An 18,294-nucleotide genomic window follows, 5' to 3' on the forward strand; every position below is an offset into this window, starting at 1 on the left:
TTTTTTTAATTTCATCTACTATAAACCCGAGAAATCATATAAACTGGAAGAACCAAGGGGAATCATGTCGATATTTACATCGGAACAGAGCGATAGAGGGTGAATGCCTATTGATGAGACGGAGGGGAATGGACATGACTGCACGTTTGACTTCCAAGCTTGAGCCTACAGATTGGACTCAACCTGATCAAGTGCATCCATCGAACCTTGCGGGTTATGCCGCAGAGCAAGTCTTAAGGATAGAACGTCTGAACATCTCTGTTCATCAACATAAGCTGATGGTTCCGCTTATTCATGAGGTATCCTTTTCCATTGCCAAGGGTGAGACACTGGCGCTTGTAGGTGAGAGCGGCAGCGGGAAGAGCGTTACCGCAAGCGCAGTTGCAGGACTGCTGCCCCAATCCATGCGAGTAACAAGCGGAAGCATTCAGTTTCAAGGCGAGGATATCCTGTTATGGCCGGAGAAGCAGCGAACGCGATTGAGAGGGACAAGCATTGGTTGGATCTTTCAAAATTACCAAGGCAGTTTTACTCCGTTTTTGACAATCGGCAGCCAATTAACGGAGATGATACGGACTCACCGGAAGCTCTCCAGACGGGCTGCCAAAGAGCTGGTGCTGTCCTGGCTTGATCAAGCAGCTTTACCAGCGGAGCGCGTATACGCCAGCTATCCGTTCCAGATTAGCGGAGGACAGAGGCAGCGGGCGGCAATTGCTGCGGCCCTCATGCTGGAGCCCGCGCTGGTCATTGCCGATGAGCCGACTACGGCGCTTGACGTCATTACGGGCGAGCGTGTGCTGCAGCTTATGACAGACCTTCAGAGGCTGACCGGCTGCGCAATCTTATTTATCTCTCATGATTTGCGTCATGTCATGAAGCGAGCGAGCCGTGTCGCAGTTATGAAGGAGGGGCGGATCGTGGAGCTGGGAGAGCCGATGCAAATTCGGGAGCAGCCCAGGCATCCGTATACGAAGCAGTTGCTGGAAGCTTGTCCGAAGCTCGAAGTCCCTCCTCATTTCTGGTAAGCATCTAGCAAATTCCAATTTGTATGTAATTATGCGAGAGTAGGCAAGGAGGCAGGAAACGAATCATGAATGCCGTACTAACCGTTGATCGGCTGTGCAAGTCCTATCATGCCGGAAGCAAGGGGAAAGTAGAAGCTGTGCAAGACGTTTCCTTTCATATTGATGAGGGAGAGTGCCTGGGGCTAGCAGGGGAAAGCGGCTGCGGCAAAAGCACGGTAGCCAGACTGCTGCTTGCCTTGGAGCAGCCCGATCAAGGTGATGTTCTGCTGCATGGGACAGCCCTTCACAGGCTGAGCGGGAAAGAGCTGCGTGAGCAGAGACGGTGGATTCAGGCTGTCTTCCAGGACCCTACGGCTTCGCTGAATGACCGGTTGCCAGTCTGGCGCTCCGTCATGGAGCCGCTGGACAACTTCCCGGAAGCCATTCCGTCGTTTCTGTCGGATGTGAGAGGTTCGAGGCGGGATACCGCTGCCCGCTTGTTCGAGATGGTCGAGCTGGAACGCAAACATCTGGATTGTTATCCTCATGAACTGAGCGGAGGACAGCGACAGCGGGTCGCGATTGCCAGAGGCATCAGTCTTCGGCCGAAGCTGCTCGTATGCGACGAATCAACGACCAGCCTGGATGTTACGATTCAAGCCCAGATTCTGCAACTGCTGAAGCAATTGCAGAGAGAGCTGGGCATGTCTTATCTCTTTATTTCCCATGATATTGCCGTAATCGAACAAATAAGCGATCGAATTATGGTGATGAAGGACGGTCGCTTGCTGGATATATTCGCCAAGGACGAGATGTGGGACAAGAAGCGCCATCCTTATACCCGGCTGCTCATTTCCGCTGCACATTTTTAAATAGACATCATCATACGTAAAGATGTAGAAGGTCCGTATTTACCTGTAAAAGGTAAATCGGACTTTTTTGCGTGGTATGAAATGACTCTTTCGAGTCATTTCAGCTTCATACAAATGCTGTATAATTTCGAGTGTAATATGGTTTTTTTTACAATTTTGACGAAAATTCATATGAAATGGAGGGAAGTTGTTTGAAGCAGAAATATGCCCTGTTGCTTGCCTTGCAATCCTTCGAATATGAGATTCATCGATTGAAGGCTTATTCGGAAGAATGCTCGGAATGTTATGAGTTGCTGCAATTAAAGCTCGATGCGTTATGCAGCTTTATGACATCAGATGAGAGCGAAGCGCTGTGGGGGGAATGGGGAGACCGTGAAGAGATTCGGCAGCATGGAGAATTGCTTCGTTCTGCATCCAATCAAGCGTTGTGCATACTGGAAAAGTATCAATCCTGTCAAGTGCTTGAACAGAAGAAGAATGTGAGCGAATATTTATCGCTGCTGGCGGTAACGGTCAAGCACGAGTTGAAGCTGTTCGGAATGGAAGCGTCTTCACGGATTCTCTTCATCGGCTCCGGCGCTTTTCCAGTATCCGCATTGACGATGGCAAAGGAAACCGGTGCGGAAGTGTTTTGTCTGGATACGGATGAAGAGGCCGTGGCACTGGGGCGAAGAGTGGCTGAAGCGGCTGGACTGCAGGCAAAGCTTACGTTCTCCGGCAGCTATCAAGACGGTATATTCTTCCTCGAAAAAGCAACTCATGTTGTAATCGCTTCACTTGTGGGCAACAAGCTTGAGCTTCTCAGGGAATTGAAGGAAGCAGCCGGCATGGACACAAAAATCATTTTAAGATATGGGAATGGTGTGAAGTCGATTTTTAATTTCCCATTAGAGCTGGATCCCTCTGATGAATGGGAGATTACTCCCATAATCCAGAGCAAACGAATCTACGACACCGTTATGCTGCAACGAAAAGGAGCTATAGAGATGGAGGCGACACAGCTATGAATCCGTTGTTGACCACCCCCTTCGGCAATACGCTTGTCATCGGCGCAGGTCCTGCCGGTATTCATGCGGCGATAGACTGGAGCCAGCGCTCTGTATGGATAGGTTTGTTAAATCGAGAAGGCTCGCATGCCAATCGGATTGAGCAGGAGTTAAGCGAGCAAGACGATATGATTTCTGTCGATATTCAGGTGCCAAGGGCAAGGCATCTGTCAGGAGAAGTGCAACTGAATCGTTTTTACAACGGTTATGATGGCATCGAGGACCTATGGCATACACTTGTTCTCTGTACGCCAGGGGACAGCTATATGGAAGTCATTCGAAGCTTGAAGCTGGAAGCGCTGCCACGACTAAAGACGATTATTCTTCTCTCTCCCGGAATTGGTTCCAATCTTCTTGTCCAAAGTTCGCTAGGCTCTCTGGCAGCTAAGATTGAAATTATAAGCTGTTCCACTTATTATGCTTCATCTAGGTTTCCCTCCAATCAAGCAACGGTATTGAAGTCAGTAGTGAATGGACTTAAGCGAAAAGTGACCGTATCATCCAACCGCCTAGCCAGCCCATCGCTTCTGCTAGTTAAGGAATTGCTCGAATCCCGTCATGTCCAATGCGAGATCACCTCCAATCCGCTGGAAGCGGAGTGCAGAAGCATTACAACCTACGTTCATCCGCCTCTATTCATGAACGACTTTTCGTTGAATGAAGTTTTTGGCCGCCAACCTTCCCGCAAGTTCTTGTATAAGCTGTTTCCTGAAGGTCCAATTACGCAGCATACGATTCGCAGTATGGTGCTGTTGTGGAAGGAGATATCGAGCTTGCTTCGTGGACTCGGCGTGCAGCCGCTGAACCTGCTGCAATTTCTGAATGACGATAACTATCCTGTTCATGAAACGACGTTATCGCGCTCAGATATAGAGAACTACTCGGATATGGACCCCATCCAGCAACAATATCTGCTATACATCCGCTATTCCGCCATCTTAATCGATCCCTTCTCAGAGCCTGACAGTCAGGGCAAATATGCGGATTTTTCCGCTATTTCCTATCAGCAAGCCGCAATCAAGAACGGATATTGGACGATCCCCCGAATTCCTTATGAAGATTACAAACGATTAAAGATGCTTCACGCGGTGGGACAACGGCTTGGCTTGAATATGCCGCATGCGCATGTACTCATTAATCGGTTTGAAAGCAAGCTGGCTTCCTTCATACAAGAGGCGGGGGCGGATCAGGTACATCCCGATCTGCTGCAGGATCAGTCTGAAGAACAAGCGGAGGCGATTCTGCTGACGCTTAAAGTGTCAAATTGGAGCATTTAGATAGTTAACGACATTAATTAATGGCATTAAATAATCGACGAAGTCGGAGGGCTAGCTATGCACAGACAACCGTTATATCGCGATATGAAGCGGTTATGGATACTCGCAATATGCTTATCAGCGCTGCTTGCCGGATGTGCGAAAGACACAGATCAATCGGCCAAAACGGACACCCATAAAAAAGTGACAATCATCCACAGCTTGCCGAATGAATCAATGGACCCCCATAACGAGTGGATTGCATTAAGAGCTGGCGTGACCGAGACGCTAGTTCGGCTTAACGAGAAAATGGAAGTATCGCCATGGCTTGCATCTGCCTGGGAGGCAAAGGATGAGCGGACATGGAGCTTTACGATTCGCGAGGGTATTACCTTTCAAGATGGAACAAAGCTTGACGCTGCTGCTGTCAAGGCTTCCTTCGAGAGAGGAATGAAGGACAGCGAAGCGCTATCGGCCGGATTGAAGCTTCAATCGATGGAGGCGAACGGACAAGAGCTGACTTTTACGACGAAAGAACCTCATCCCGCCTTTCCGACGGAGCTGGTCCATCCGACAGCAAGCATTATGAGTGTTGCCGCCGAGAATAAGCTAGGGAAGGAAGCATTCAACAAAGCGCCAGTCGGTACGGGGCCGTTCCAAGTCGTTCAATTCATTCCCGGTCAAGAAATAACATTGGACAGGTATGACGGCTATTGGGACGGGATTGCCAAGCTGAGCACGGTGAAATTTCTGTTTAACGGGGATGCCAATGTCAGGACGCTAGCCTTCCAGTCGAAGCAAGCGGATATCGTCTATCATTTGGCGCCAGAAGCTCTGACAACGATTGAATCAGACCAGCAGTTGTCGGTTCAGTCTGTGACGAGCCTTCGCACACATTATTTCACCTATAACCCCAAAAGCGCCAGCGTCTCGGATATAAGGGTCAGGAGAGCAATCGATATGCTGATCGACCGGGACACAATCGTAAAGGACATCATGCTTGGACATGCGCTGCCCGCCAATGGGCCCTTCAACAAAACGCTTCCGTTCGGCAACGATGGGGGCGTACAGCAGCTTGATCAGGCAGAGGCGCAAAAGCTCTTGGAGAGCGCAGGCTATAAGAAGAATGGAGACGGGAAGCTGGAGAAGGATGGCAAGCCGCTTGTACTGAAGCTTATCGCATTCTCGGGAATTAATCCCGAGCTCCCCCTTATTCCATTGCTTGTTCAATCTGAAGCCGCAAAGGCAGGTGTAACAATTGAGATCAGAGCCGTTGAGTATCCGGATGTCTATATTAAGGATCATTCCGATTGGGATCTATCTACGTCAAGCTACTTGACGTCGCCGCGCGGAGACGGCGGTTCGTTTCTGAATTCCGCCTATCTGCCTGGAGGCTCCTACAACGCCGCCAATGTTCAAGTGGACAACCTGGAGCCCATTCTGATGGAGCTGAATTCAACAGGTGATGTTCAGAAGCGCAGCCAATTAACGCAACAGGCGGTTCAAGTGATCAACGAAGCAAGGGTGCACTCCTTTATTATTCATCCGAATATATTGGTCGGCGTTCATAACAGAATTATGAACTGGCGTCCGGGCGCCGAAGAGTTCTACCTTGTAACCAACAAGCTGGACGTACAGTAAAATGCTGACGCATGCTGCGCTCAGGCTGCTCCAGCTCGTGATGATGCTAATCGTCTTAAGTCTGGTTACCTTTATTCTTATGAAGCTCGCACCGGGAGACCCAGTATTAACCATCCTGAAAGCGCATGAAGGTGCCGTAACGGAGGAGGACACTCGACTGGTTCGGGAACAACTGGGTCTTGATATGCCGCTCTATCAGCAGTATGGACAATGGCTGGCTGGCGTTGTAAAGCTGGATTTGGGCCAATCCTACACGTCAAACCGGGATGTGTGGAATCTACTAGTCGAACGGTTGCCCGCAACAGTCATACTAATGGCTGGTTCCATTACAGCTCTGCTGATTCTTGCGCTCCCGCTTGGCATGCTGGCAGCCAAATATCAGGATCGATTCCCCGACTATATGAGCCGCTTGTTGGCTTTGTTAGGCTCATCCATTCCCAGCTTCTGGCTAGGGCTGCTGCTCATTTATCTCTTTTCTTATCAGTTGAACTGGCTGCCGATGATGGGCGGTGGCAGCATCAGCCATATGATTCTTCCTTCGGTCACACTTGGTTTTGTAATGGCGCCAGAATATATCCGCCTGCTTCGAGCAGGCATGCTGGACACCTTGTCGCAGGAATATATACGTGCAGCCAGAGCCAGAGGGATCAGGGAGTGGAGTGTAATGGCTAGACATGCGCTAAGAGCCGCATTATTGCCTGTGGTTTCCCTAATGGGAATGAGCATGGGAGCGCTGATGGCAGGCTCTGTTGTTACGGAATCGCTGTTTGGCTGGCCGGGCCTTGGCAGCATGGCGATGGAAGCGATTACACAGCGCAACTACCCGGTTATACAAGGCTATATTCTGCTTACAGGTGTATGCATTGGACTTGCCAATTGGTTGTCGGATATCGGCCTTGGAATACTCGATCCACGTATACGGCTTGGAGGGAGGAGAGGAGCTTGAAACACGTGGTTCAGCAGGAAGGGCCGCCATTGGTATTGGAACGAAGAGCGCTATGGCGCACGACGCTTCGGAGTCCTATGCTGTGCGCCGGTCTGGTTATCGGAGTTATCGTATTGCTGCTTGCCATGCTCAGTCCGTGGCTAATTCTTAACGATCCGCTCTTAATACAGATGTCAGACAGGCTGCTTCCGCCGAGCTCGACCTATCCGCTCGGGACAGATCATCTAGGCCGCTGTGTATTCTCCAGACTAATGGCGGGGACTTCTACTACGCTCGGATTGTCGCTTGTTGCCAGTGCGACAGTTATTGTCATCGGCGTGCCGGTCGGGCTTGTCGCAGGCTTCGCTAATAGACGCCTTGATTCCTTGCTAATGCGGTTGGCAGATGGGGCTGGAGCATTGCCGGAGTTTTTGCTAGCCATTGCGGTTGCCGGTTTTCTTGGTCCTGGCTTGACGAATGTGATCCTCGCAATTGCGATCGTGAAGTGGATTGGATATGCCCGATTGGTGCGAGGAATTGCGCTTGCAGAACGGGAGAAGGAATATATATTAGCATCTATCGTATCCGGCAGCGGGAAGTGGACCATTGTTAGGAGGCATCTTCTCCGACAGATGTATGCGCCGATTGCGATTATGGCAGCGGCGGATGTAGGCAAGACGATATTGCTGATCTCGGCGCTATCCTATCTGGGGTTAGGCGCACAACCGCCTTCGCCGGAATGGGGAGCGATGCTTAGCGACGGACGACCTTACTTCCAGACCGCGCCTGAGTTGATGATTTTTCCCGGGCTAGCTATTCTGTTGGTTGTACTCGCCTGTAATCTGATTAGCGACGGATTGCGGGATGTTCTGGATATCAAAGCCAGATAAAACAGCAGAAAATAAGCAGATCCTTCTGCAAGGATGAAAGAGGTTCCCATGAAAAATGGTGTTCTGATGGCTTTGCTGTCTGCTTTTGTGTTCAGTGTAATGAATGTGCTCGTCAAGGAGGCTAGCGCAACGATACCCTCCGCCGAAATCGCTTTTTACCGCGGATTAATAGGGACGTTACTGATCGTCGCGATGATGCGTCAGCAACGAATCGCCTTTTCCAGAAAGGGAGTTCCAATGCTGGCTTTCCGCGGAATGATGGGCGGGCTGTATATGCTGGCTTTCTTCTATACGCTCGCCAAATTGCCTTTGACCGATGCAAGTATATTAGCTCAATTGGCGCCAATATTTGTGATCGTGCTTTCAGCTTTATTTCTGAAAGAAAAAATATCCCGCAACTCTATTTGGCTGCTGCTTGTCGTCTTTCTTGGCGCCTTCATCTTGCTGAAGCCGAATGCCTATTCCAGTTATTCCGTTTTCGCTATTGTCGGTCTGCTAAGCGCGTTGTTCTCAGCAGCGGCCAGCATCTCGATCCGGTATTTAAGCAAAAAGCATTCGGCTTATGAGATTGTTTTTTATTTTACAGTTACCTCCATGCTCGTGGCGATTCCATTCATGATGAAACATTATGTATCGCCCAATTGGAGAGAAGTTGCGCTGCTGCTGCTGATCGGCATTGTCTCGTTAATCGGGCAATTGTTCTTAACCAAAGCTTTTACGCATGAAAGTGCCATCGTGGTCCAGGTGGTCAGTTATTTCGGTCTAATGTTGAATGCGATGTTCGGTTATCTGTTGTGGGGCGAAACACCGGATGCCGCGACGATTACAGGAGGATTGTTGATTATTGCCGGTTGTATCGGCTTATCGTTATGGAAGCCAGGGCACAGCGCGGAAGCGGCGGCAAGCAAGCCCTCACTAATAGCCGCTAAGGAGGAGAAAGATGATAAAAGAGGAAACCTATTATGAGCAGTGGTGGCAGGAGGGGGATCAGAGCATGGAGGATTCTCATTTGCCGCATTGGAGACGAGTGCTTCGGTTTATTCCCGAAAAGGATTTGCGAGATTGCAGCGTGCTTGATTTTGGCTGCAACCAAGGCGGATTTCTGCGGCTGCTCTATGAGCTTCGGCCATTCAAGGAGGCGATCGGCACTGATCTGGCAAGCCGCTCTATCGAGCTGGCGAATCGCCGGAGAGGGGAGTTGCCGATTCAATACGTGCTAACGTCAAGCCCGGAGCAATTCGAGCAGCGATTTGATGTTGCATTTAGCTTGGCGGTCATGTATTTGCTTCCGGATCTGCAAGATCATGCGCGCAAGATGAAGCAGGCATTAAAGCCGGGAGGTGTCTATTACGCCACCTATGCGGATTATCCCAATAATCCAAGCTTCCCGTTGATCAAGGAACGAATCAATGCCCATTCCGCAGTTCCCATGCAGGAGCATACGCTTGATGATATTACCGGGGCTTTTTTCCGGGAGGGCTTCAAAGTATCCATCCGTCGCATGATTCCGGAACAATTTGTGGAGCTGTCTCCGGTCCCCGTCTGGTATCGGAACGTGGCCGATCATCTGCAATTTGCTTATGAGCAAGCCTATTTGTTCCAATTCACGGCGATAGAAGATTAGTCATGAATACTGCTTTCAAGCTCTCGTCCAATTAGGGGACGAGAGTTTTTTATATCCGCTGTCATGAAAGGATGCACCCTCGTCAATAACACAGATATAAGAATGAAGCAATGACTCGATCGGACTGTTTGCTTGATTTTCACGAGGATGTCAGAAAAAGTTGAACCTTTATTGAAGTCGTCCGGTCTGGACGATTAATGATGTTGGGTTTGTTTATACTAGTACTTGAAAGCTGAGGATATCCGATCTTTGCCAGCTATGATTCGAGACGAGAGGAGTCGGAATATCGTGGAGATTGATACGGTGTTATGGAGCAGATTGCTAACAGGGCTTACCTTGTCCTTTCACGTCATCTTTGCCACTGTTGGCGTTAGTGTTCCGTTAATGATCGCAATTGCGGAGTTTGTCGGCATACGCAAGAAGGACCCGCATTATATTTTGATGGCAAAAAGGTGGACGCGCGGATTTGTCATCTCCGTAGCGGTAGGCGTCGTTACCGGTACGGCAATAGCGATGCAGCTGGCGCTGGTGTGGCCGAACTTTATGAAGCTTGCGGGCAATGTGGTGGCGCTGCCGCTATTTATGGAGGTTTTTGCATTTTTCTTTGAAGCGATATTTCTAGGCATTTATTTATACACGTGGGACCGATTCCGCAACCCGTATATGCATTGGCTGCTCACCATTCCGATTGTCGCCGGAGCAGGCATGTCCGCGTTCTTTATAACAACGGTCAACGGATTTATGAACCAGCCGGAAGGGTTCATTCTGGAAGCAGGTCACTTCGCCGCTGTTAATCCGATCGAAGCCATGCTGAATACCGCTACGCCGTCGAAAGTATTACATGTACTTACCTCGGCTTATATGACGGGAGCCGCGCTGCTGGCCGGCATTGCCGCATTTACGATGATCCGAAAGGGAGCAACGGCCTATTACAAGAAGTCACTGAACCTCATGATGGGCGTTTTGCTCGTATTTGGCTTGCTAACGACGGTTGCCGGTGATGTATCGGCGAAGTTTCTGGCGGAGCATCAGCCGGAGAAGCTGGCTGCGGCGGAATGGCATTTTGAGACGGAGAGCGGAGCGGATTTGATCTTCCTGGGATGGCTGAATGCCGAGCGGGAAGTCATCGGAGCGCTTCACCTTCCCAAAGCGCTTAGTTTCCTGGCATTTGGAGATTTCAATGCTGAAGTGACAGGGCTAAATGAATTTCCGCCGGATGAGCATCCGCCGCTGCTTGTTCATTACTTGTTTGATTTTATGGTATCGATCGGATTCCTCTTGTTGGCGGTATCGGCGCTTTATTTCCTGTTCGTTCTCTGGAAGAAGCGCAACGAGTATAACAAGCTGCTGCTATGGGTCATTGCCTTATGCGCTCCGCTGGCCTTTCTGGCGGTCGAGATGGGCTGGTTCTACGCAGAGGTAGGGCGCCAGCCATGGATTATCCGCGGCTATATGCGCGTAGAAGAAGCGGCGACATCATCGCCGAATGTCATGCCGCTATTTTTTGTATTCTTGCTGCTCTACATTGTGCTTGGCGTATTGTGCGCGATCGTGCTGCGGCGGCTGTTCCGCAATAACCCTGCTGATGCGGAGTTCGAGCGCTATATGCAGAGTAAGCATAGTCAACAAGCAGGGGAGAGTGAGCGGACATGATCAGTTATGAGTTAATCGGCATTACGGTGCTATGGCTATTTTTATACGGCTATTTGATTGTTGCCTCGATTGATTTCGGCGCCGGATTTTTTGCCTATTATGCCCGTCTGACCAAGCAGGATCATCTCCTTAATCGGCTGATCTCCCGCTACTTGTCGCCGGTATGGGAAATTACGAATGTGTTTTTTGTCTTCTTCCTGGTCGGCATTGTCGGCTTCTTCCCGGATACCGCCTACTATTACGGCTCGTCACTGCTTGTGCCGGGAAGCATCGCGGTCATTCTGCTGGCGATTCGCGGCTCCTTCTATGCTTTCGAGAATTACGGCTCCAAGGAAAGCATCATCTATCTTTTTCTTTATGGAGCGACGGGATTGTTAATTCCGGCTTCGCTGTCGGTCGCGCTGACGCTGTCCGAAGGCGGATTCATTACGGAGCAAGGCGGCATTGTGTCGCTGGAATACTTCAAGCTCTTCACCAGTCCGCTGTCATGGAGCATTGTTGCGCTGGCGATCGTGTCGGTCTTGTTTATCAGCGGGTCTTTTCTGACCTTCTATGCCTCGCGGGCTGCCGACCAATCGGCGCTTAAGCTCATGAGGAATTATGCGCTGTTCTGGAGCACGCCTACCATTATTGCAGCGCTGACAGCCTTTATCTACTTAAGCCAGCATAATGAGCGCCACTTCCAGAACATGATGGATTTGTGGTGGCTGCTGGCGCTGTCCGTTGGATTTTTTATGTCGGCTTTGTGGCTGCTGTATAGCGGCCGCCGCTACGGACTAGCCTTCATATGCGTCATGCTGCAGTTCTTCTGCGCCTTCTTTGCTTACGGGATTGGACAGTATCCGTATATTCTAGATCCGTTCATTACCATTCAGGAGGGGGCGACCCAGGAATCGATGGGGATTGCGCTTGTCGTTGCCTTTATTGGCGGGCTGCTCTTGCTCATCCCGTCTCTGGCGCTTGTGTTCAAGCTGTTCCTGTTCGATGCGGACTATGTGAAAGGCAAAAAGTAAGCCGGGCGATACGACAGCCGCAGTCGCGGCTCCTGACAATCGGCGGGAATAGGAGGGGAATTGGCGTGAGTAGAAAACGCAGCTTGATCGCTGTACAACTGTCGTCACAGCGGAAGAGCTTGATCGTACTTGGATTCACTTCACTCGCCCTGGGTGCAGCCATAATCAGCCAAGCCGCACTGTTGTCCGCAGCGGTGAACCGGATATTTGTCATGAAAGCAACGCTTTCGTCCATTGCAGTTATGTTGGGCGCACTGCTTGCTGTCATGCTGGCACGCACATTATTCGTACATCTGAACGGGCACATCGGCTTGAAGATGGTCGCACACGTGAAGAAGGTGATGCGAAGCGAGCTGCTGCGCAAGCTGGTTAACGATTCCGTACCAACTGCACACGGCGGACAGACGGGAAGCAAAGTGAGCGTTATGCTGGATGCGGTCGATGAGACGGACAGTTATTTCAGCCAATATGTGCCCCGCATGATGGAAGCGGCCATTATTCCGCTCATGCTAATAGTCACCGTCTTTATTCTGCATTATCCGTCCGGGTTGATTATGCTGGTTACGGCTCCGTTTATTCCGATATTTATGGTGCTGGTAGGATTAAAGACGAAAAAAAAGTCGGAGGAGAAATTCGACCAGCTGGCCCAATTTTCCGGTACATTTTTAGATTCGCTTCAGGGGCTGGTCACCTTGAAGCTTTATGGCAGAGTACGCCATCAAGAGGAAGCGATTAAGCAAAGCAGCCTTGCCTTCAGGGATGCCACTATGGCGATTCTGCGGATCGCCTTTACGAATACTTTCATGCTGGAATTGATCGTGATGCTGAGCATTGGGCTGGTGTCACTTGAGCTAGCGCTGCAGCTTCTTGTTTTCAAATCCTCCATGACCTTTGAAACCGCCTTTTTTATTTTGCTGCTTGTTCCTGAATTTTTCAGTCTATTAAAAAATACGGGAACCGCTTTTCATAGCGGACGAACCAGCATGGGCGCGGCTCGAAAAGTGGAAGACTTGCTAGAGGCATCAAAGGGAGAAACACGAGAGCCGAATGCAATGAGCGCGGCGGACAGGCTGGATGTAGAGGCGATGACGACTCTTATGCCGCCAACAATCGAGCTGAAGCATGTCCGATTCCGATACGGTGAGGACTCCTTCGAGCTAGCTGCAGATTCGTTAGCCATATCGCCGGGTCAGAAGATTGCGATTGTGGGCAAGAGCGGCTCTGGCAAAACAACGATGCTGCATCTCATTGCCGGCTTGCTCCGTCCGATATCGGGCGAGGTAGTGGTGAATGGCCGCCCCCTCGCTTCTTATGGGGATGCATCTTGGTTCGAACGAGTCAGCTATATAACCCAGCATCCCTATATATTCGCCGGAACTTTAGCTGACAATATCACCATTGGTACGAAACGAGCCGTGAGCCGCTCCGAGATCGAGCAAGCAGCAGCTTCGGCTGGTCTATCGACTTTGATTAGCGAACTGGAGAAGGGCTGCGATACGCTGGTTGGCGAAGGCGGCAGGGGGCTGTCCGGCGGTGAGAAACAGAGGCTTGCGCTGGCTAGAGCTTTCTTGAACCGGCCCGCTGTTATTTTGTTCGATGAACCAACTGTCGGGCTGGATATGTATACCGAAAGAGTTCTGCAACGGTCGATCGGAGAGCTGGCGAAACAAGCGACGATGATTACCGTCGCGCATCGTCTGTATACGATACGCGATGCTGACCGCATCGTCTTCCTGGAGAATGGCTTGCTTCTGGATAGCGGCCGGCATGATGAGCTCATCACACGCTTGCCGCAGTATGCGGAGATGGTGGATATTCAGCGGAAGGGGAGACTCGGATGAGCGAACTAGCGATCCTGACGAAAGCGATGATACGGGAGCGAAAGGATATTGCCATAGCCATCGTAGGCGGATTCGTGGCTGGGATAGGGGGCGTGAGCCTCTTCTCCGCTAGCGGATATCTCATCTCGAAGACGGTATTCGCCCCGCCGCTCTATACCTTGATTGTCTTAATCTCTATCGTGAAGATACTGGGACTGCTTCGGGCGTTCAGTCGCTATGCGGAACGGCTGTACACCCATAGAGCGACGTTCTCTATTCTAAGCCGCTTGCGTACTGATTTTTTTGCGAGACTGGTTCCATTGGCTCCCGGAATTCAACGGAATAAGCGAAGCGGTGATCTTCTGGCACGCATTGTCGGGGATGTGGAGAGTTTGCAGCATTATTTTTTGCGGGTCGCTTATCCGCCGTTGGTGCTGGTGATGGTATTTTTGGCAACGGTATTATTTACTTCCTTCTATTCGATTTGGATCTCATGTCTGTTCGTGCTGGGCATGATTGTAACGGCGTTTGTTATTCCAGCAATCGTCATGCATGGCCTGCGGAGCATTCGCGGTCGCGTTCGTCTTGGGCGCGCAGCGCTTTCGACTGAATTGACGGAGATGCTGTACGGCTTTCTTGAATTGAAGGTGTATGGACAACTGGAGCAGCGCGAGCAACAGCTGCGACAAACATCGTCAGCTTTGGCCGACGAGCAGCAAGCCTCAGGGTCCCATCTGTTGTACGGGCAATCGATTCATGCATTTATGACCTTTTTTATTACCTGGAGTGTGCTTGTCCTAGGCGGGTATTTGATCATCAATAACTCCTTGGATGGTGTGTTTCTGGCCATGCTTGTTATGGCTGCGCTCACTGTATTCGAGGAAGCTGCGGCAATGGCGACTCTCCCTGCTTATAAGCAAGATAGCGAGCATGCGGCCCAAAGACTCGCGGAGACTGTCCAACCTGACGTAAAGCAGCCGCTAGAGCCGTTGAGGACTTTATCTGATCAAGAGGCACCTTCTATCGCGTTTTTTGAACTACAGTTTCAATACGAGGGGGAATGGCGGGCCGCTCTGCGGGATGTTCAGATACGTATCCCGTCCGGAACAAAGACGGCGATTGTCGGACCTAGCGGAGCAGGCAAGACGACGATTCTCGAATTGCTGCTGAAGCTGTACACGCCAACTCAAGGTCAAATTCGGATTAATGGCATTTCGCTAGAGGAGCTGGATGAAGCCAGCATCTGGCAGAGGTCAGCCGTCGTGCTGCAGCATCATCATTTCTTTCGAGGCACCATTCGGGACAATCTGCTGTTGAGCGGGGACACGCACTCCGATGAAGCATTGACGACTGTGATGACTAACGTACAACTGCCGTACAAATCATTGGACGATGCCGTATATGAAAAAGGCGAAAATTTGTCCGATGGAGAGAAACAGCGTCTTGCCTTGGCAAGAGCCATTCTGAAGGGCGGCCGGTTATGGCTGCTCGATGAGCCGACATCATCACTGGATGCCGTTACCGAGCAATCCATCTTCCAGTATCTGTTCGAGCAGTCGGCTAACGACACGATGCTTCTAATCTGTCATCGGCTGAATGGGTTGGAGAGGATGGATCACATTATAGTGATGGATCAAGGAAGGATTGTCGAAGAAGGCACGTACGCCGAATTAATGGACCGGCAGGGAACCTTTTATGAAATGAAACAAATCGAACGGCAATTGATAGGCGAAGAAGGATAGGAGACGAACGATCTCATCGTTCCTCCATTCAAGGACATGGCTCTAAGGAGCTATGTCCTTATTTGGTTGGTTTGGATAAAATGAAAGAGCATTGACGTACCAATAAAAGGGATATATACTTCTTTTAAAAGTAATCATTACGAACAAGGGGGTGGGTTCCTGCGTCAACGTCTACATGGAAAATTAATTTAACCTTTATTATAGTCATAGGACTGATCATTGTAATTGCCGTGTATCCTGAGATGCTGAGCACGGATGTACTTGCCAATGTGCAAGGGATGAACACGTTCAAGACGATGCTGATCAGCATTGTGCTTGAAGCGATGCCTTTCTTATTGCTTGGAGTTGTGGTGTCGTCGCTCATGCAAGTGTATATTCCTGAACAATGGATTAAGCGGTTCATTCCGAAAAATCCGATCTTGGGCGTGTTGGTCGCGAGCTTCCTCGGCATCTTGTTCCCTGTATGCGAATGCGGGCTCATTCCGGTCGTGAGGAGACTGATCGCAAAGGGAATGCCGCTATATGCGGGTGTTACTTTTTTCCTTGCCGGCCCGATTGTGAATCCCGTGGTCTACTCTGCTACATTCGTAGCGTTCCGGACGAAGCCGGAAATGGTATACGCTCGTATGGGACTTGCTATTGCCGTTGCCGCCTGTATTGGCCTGATTATTTATTTGTTCGTCAAACATAATCCACTTAAGGATACACGGGATGCGGCACATGCTCATCATACGCATGGGAACACACACTCCACGAAGAAGAGGAACAAGCTCCAAGAGGCAATCCAGCATGGAGGCTCCGAGTTTTTTGACATGGGCAAGTATCTGATTCTGGGTTCCTTTATAACAGCTCTCATACAAGCGTTTATTCCGCGCTCCGAATTAATAGACATCGGTCAGGGTGAATATACATCTCATCTCTTTATGATTGGCTTTGCCTACATCCTTTCTCTTTGTTCCACTGCGGATGCTTTTGTCGCGGCTTCATTTATGAGCACCTTTTCCGCTACTTCTCTTCTTACCTTCCTGGTGTTCGGGCCGATGATTGATTTGAAGGGAACGCTCATGCTGCTTTCTGCGTTCAAAGCCAGATTTGTTATCCTATTGATTGTGCTTGTCGCCATTCTGGTTCCGTTAGGCGCTTTACTCGTGGGCAGGTTTTATTTTTAAAGGGGAAGAGGGGATGAGCGGACATGCATGAACATAAGAGTATGGGTATTCATTATTTGATTCGAGCCGCTATTCTGGCAGGCTTCGCTTTCTATGTGGTGAAACTGGTCAAGATCGATAAGCTGCAATATTACATCGTGCCCAAGATGATACCGTACGTAAAGGTTACGTCGATTGTCCTGTTTCTATTGGCGGTCTATTATATCTATCTGGCATTGCAGAGTACGCATCAGAGGAATGAAGAGACGGCATGCGACTGCGGCCACGCTCATTCAAGCTCAATAAGCAAAAATATCTTGATGTACGGGGTATTCATAGTTCCTCTCCTTATGGGCTTCATGCTGCCTGACAAAATTATGGGCAGTGAAGTGGCGGCTGTGAAAGGGATGAATCTGAATGTAAGCAGCATACAGACGCCAATCATGTCGTCTGCGCCGCCGCTCACGGAAGATATAGAAGATGAAGAGCAAGGGCAAGAAGATTCCTTTGCTGCAATCATTAAGGAAAACTCCCTCATTCCTGAGGACCGGATAGCTGCGATCGAGGAACAGCTGCGGGATAAGGATACCGGGATAACGGATAAGGCTGATGGAGAAGTCTCCTCTGAGGAGAAGCTTGATGCCTTGTTCCCTACGGATATATATACGGAAGAGTATGGTGCGCTGGGACAACAACTATATCCTAAAGAAGTCATACCGGTCGTTGAAGAGGGATTTCTGGAAATTATTACGGTAATCGATCTCTATCGGCAAAATTTTGTAGGCAAGAAGCTGGAGATTAGCGGATTTGTATACCGTGAGGACAATATGGCTCCTAATCAATTTGTTATTTCGCGTATGGCCATGACATGCTGTGCCGCCGATTCCATGCCTTACGGGATACTGGTGGAATCAAGCAGGGCGGCAAGCTATGCTGAAGATTCCTGGATGAAGCTAACAGGCGTAATCGGCGTGACCGAATATGACGGGATCGAAATTATTAGCTTGGATGCTCAGAAAATCGAGATGATGGAAGCTCCGAAGGACCCCTATGTCTACCCGTACTTTGGTGATTTTACTGACCTCGTTCAAGAATGATGAGAGTGATGGAGAGGAATGTTGGCCTCTGCGTCCATTGGCAGATGAAGTTGGTCCAAGGTACATTTAATGTTCAAAGAAACCGTTCCTTTCGTAAATGGTAGGCTGTACTTCTATGGTTTTTGGCTTTACAAAATGAAGAAGGGACGTCTCTCAGTCATTTGATGACTGTTGAGACAGCCCTTCGTGTCAGACGAGGCTGGTTCGCGTATTTAAGTCGATAAGTCGATCCGATCGACTTATACGGGACGTTCGAGGCTGCTACGGGCATTTAAGTCGGTTCTATCGACTTATACGGGACGTTCGAGGCTGCTACAGGCAGTTAAGTCGATCCTATCGACTTATACGGGGCGGTCGAGGCTGCTACAGGCAGTTAAGTCGGTTCTCGGGTTAACCCCCTAATTTTGGACACTTCCCACACTCATGCTCTCGCATTCACATTAAAGCGCAATTTTTTGAGCGTGTAGGACGCCAGCGGTGACCAATCTTAAATATGCTTTGGGCGGCCAGTCTTGTAGGCTGCCATGGATACGTTCGTTGTTGTAATAACGGAGGAACCGATC

Annotated in this window: 15 protein-coding genes; all 15 read left to right on the forward strand. The window is 49.9% G+C overall.

The genetic code is table 11. The features are described 5' to 3' along the window. Positions 1-134 precede the first annotated feature (134 nt). The 15 genes from ACFVSO_RS16170 to ACFVSO_RS16240 all read left to right on the forward strand — a co-directional run bounded on the left by ACFVSO_RS16170 (position 135) and on the right by ACFVSO_RS16240 (position 17,731). A complete protein-coding gene (locus ACFVSO_RS16170) occupies positions 135-1,025 on the forward strand; it encodes an ATP-binding cassette domain-containing protein (protein WP_387475296.1) in 891 nt (296 codons plus the stop codon). Between the two features lie 65 nt (positions 1,026-1,090). Continuing rightward, a complete protein-coding gene (locus tag ACFVSO_RS16175; RefSeq protein WP_387475298.1) occupies positions 1,091-1,876 on the forward strand; it encodes an ABC transporter ATP-binding protein in 786 nt (261 codons plus the stop codon). A 191-nt stretch (positions 1,877-2,067) separates the two neighbouring features. After that, positions 2,068-2,883: an SAM-dependent methyltransferase gene (locus tag ACFVSO_RS16180; RefSeq protein ID WP_387475300.1), complete on the forward strand. Its 816-nt coding sequence runs from the start codon at positions 2,068-2,070 to the stop codon at positions 2,881-2,883. Beyond that, positions 2,880-4,199, forward strand: a complete 1,320-nt coding sequence (locus ACFVSO_RS16185; RefSeq protein WP_387475302.1) for an opine metallophore biosynthesis dehydrogenase — start codon at positions 2,880-2,882, stop codon at positions 4,197-4,199. Before ACFVSO_RS16180 ends, ACFVSO_RS16185 begins: the two co-directional genes overlap by 4 nt. Positions 4,200-4,256: 57 nt before the next feature. Beyond that, complete coding sequence (nikA, locus tag ACFVSO_RS16190; RefSeq protein ID WP_387475304.1) at positions 4,257-5,819, forward strand: nickel ABC transporter substrate-binding protein; 1,563 nt, start codon at positions 4,257-4,259, stop codon at positions 5,817-5,819. A gap of 1 nt (position 5,820) precedes the next feature. After that, on the forward strand, positions 5,821-6,765 hold the full coding sequence (gene nikB, locus ACFVSO_RS16195) for a nickel ABC transporter permease (protein WP_387475306.1): 945 nt from the start codon (positions 5,821-5,823) through the stop codon (positions 6,763-6,765). A 5-nt stretch (positions 6,766-6,770) separates the two neighbouring features. Further along, positions 6,771-7,634, forward strand: a complete 864-nt coding sequence (nikC, locus tag ACFVSO_RS16200; RefSeq protein WP_387475362.1) for a nickel transporter permease — start codon at positions 6,771-6,773, stop codon at positions 7,632-7,634. 48 nt (positions 7,635-7,682) lie between these two features. Further along, positions 7,683-8,600 carry a DMT family transporter gene (locus tag ACFVSO_RS16205; protein ID WP_387475307.1) on the forward strand — a complete coding sequence of 306 codons (918 nt, stop codon included), beginning with the start codon at positions 7,683-7,685 and terminating at the stop codon, positions 8,598-8,600. Beyond that, on the forward strand, positions 8,575-9,258 hold the full coding sequence (locus ACFVSO_RS16210) for a class I SAM-dependent methyltransferase (protein WP_387475309.1): 684 nt from the start codon (positions 8,575-8,577) through the stop codon (positions 9,256-9,258). The genes ACFVSO_RS16205 and ACFVSO_RS16210 overlap by 26 nt, the downstream gene beginning before the upstream one ends. Before the next feature lie 288 nt (positions 9,259-9,546). Next, positions 9,547-10,911: a cytochrome ubiquinol oxidase subunit I gene (locus tag ACFVSO_RS16215; protein WP_387475311.1), complete on the forward strand. Its 1,365-nt coding sequence runs from the start codon at positions 9,547-9,549 to the stop codon at positions 10,909-10,911. Next, complete coding sequence (locus ACFVSO_RS16220; RefSeq protein ID WP_387475313.1) at positions 10,908-11,924, forward strand: cytochrome d ubiquinol oxidase subunit II; 1,017 nt, start codon at positions 10,908-10,910, stop codon at positions 11,922-11,924. The genes ACFVSO_RS16215 and ACFVSO_RS16220 overlap by 4 nt, the downstream gene beginning before the upstream one ends. Positions 11,925-11,989: 65 nt before the next feature. Further along, positions 11,990-13,765 carry a thiol reductant ABC exporter subunit CydD gene (gene cydD, locus ACFVSO_RS16225; RefSeq protein WP_387475315.1) on the forward strand — a complete coding sequence of 592 codons (1,776 nt, stop codon included), beginning with the start codon at positions 11,990-11,992 and terminating at the stop codon, positions 13,763-13,765. Then, positions 13,762-15,486, forward strand: coding sequence for a thiol reductant ABC exporter subunit CydC (cydC, locus tag ACFVSO_RS16230; protein ID WP_387475317.1), 1,725 nt, complete (start codon positions 13,762-13,764; stop codon positions 15,484-15,486). Before cydD ends, cydC begins: the two co-directional genes overlap by 4 nt. A 242-nt stretch (positions 15,487-15,728) precedes the next feature. Beyond that, entirely contained in the window at positions 15,729-16,655 is a 927-nt protein-coding gene (locus ACFVSO_RS16235; protein ID WP_387475319.1) for a permease, read from the forward strand. 23 nt (positions 16,656-16,678) lie between these two features. After that, positions 16,679-17,731, forward strand: coding sequence for a TIGR03943 family putative permease subunit (locus tag ACFVSO_RS16240; protein ID WP_387475321.1), 1,053 nt, complete (start codon positions 16,679-16,681; stop codon positions 17,729-17,731). Positions 17,732-18,294 lie beyond the last annotated feature (563 nt).

The organism is Paenibacillus sp. NPDC057967 (assembly GCF_042887015.1).
Taxonomy (GTDB): Bacteria; Bacillota; Bacilli; order Paenibacillales; family Paenibacillaceae; genus Pristimantibacillus.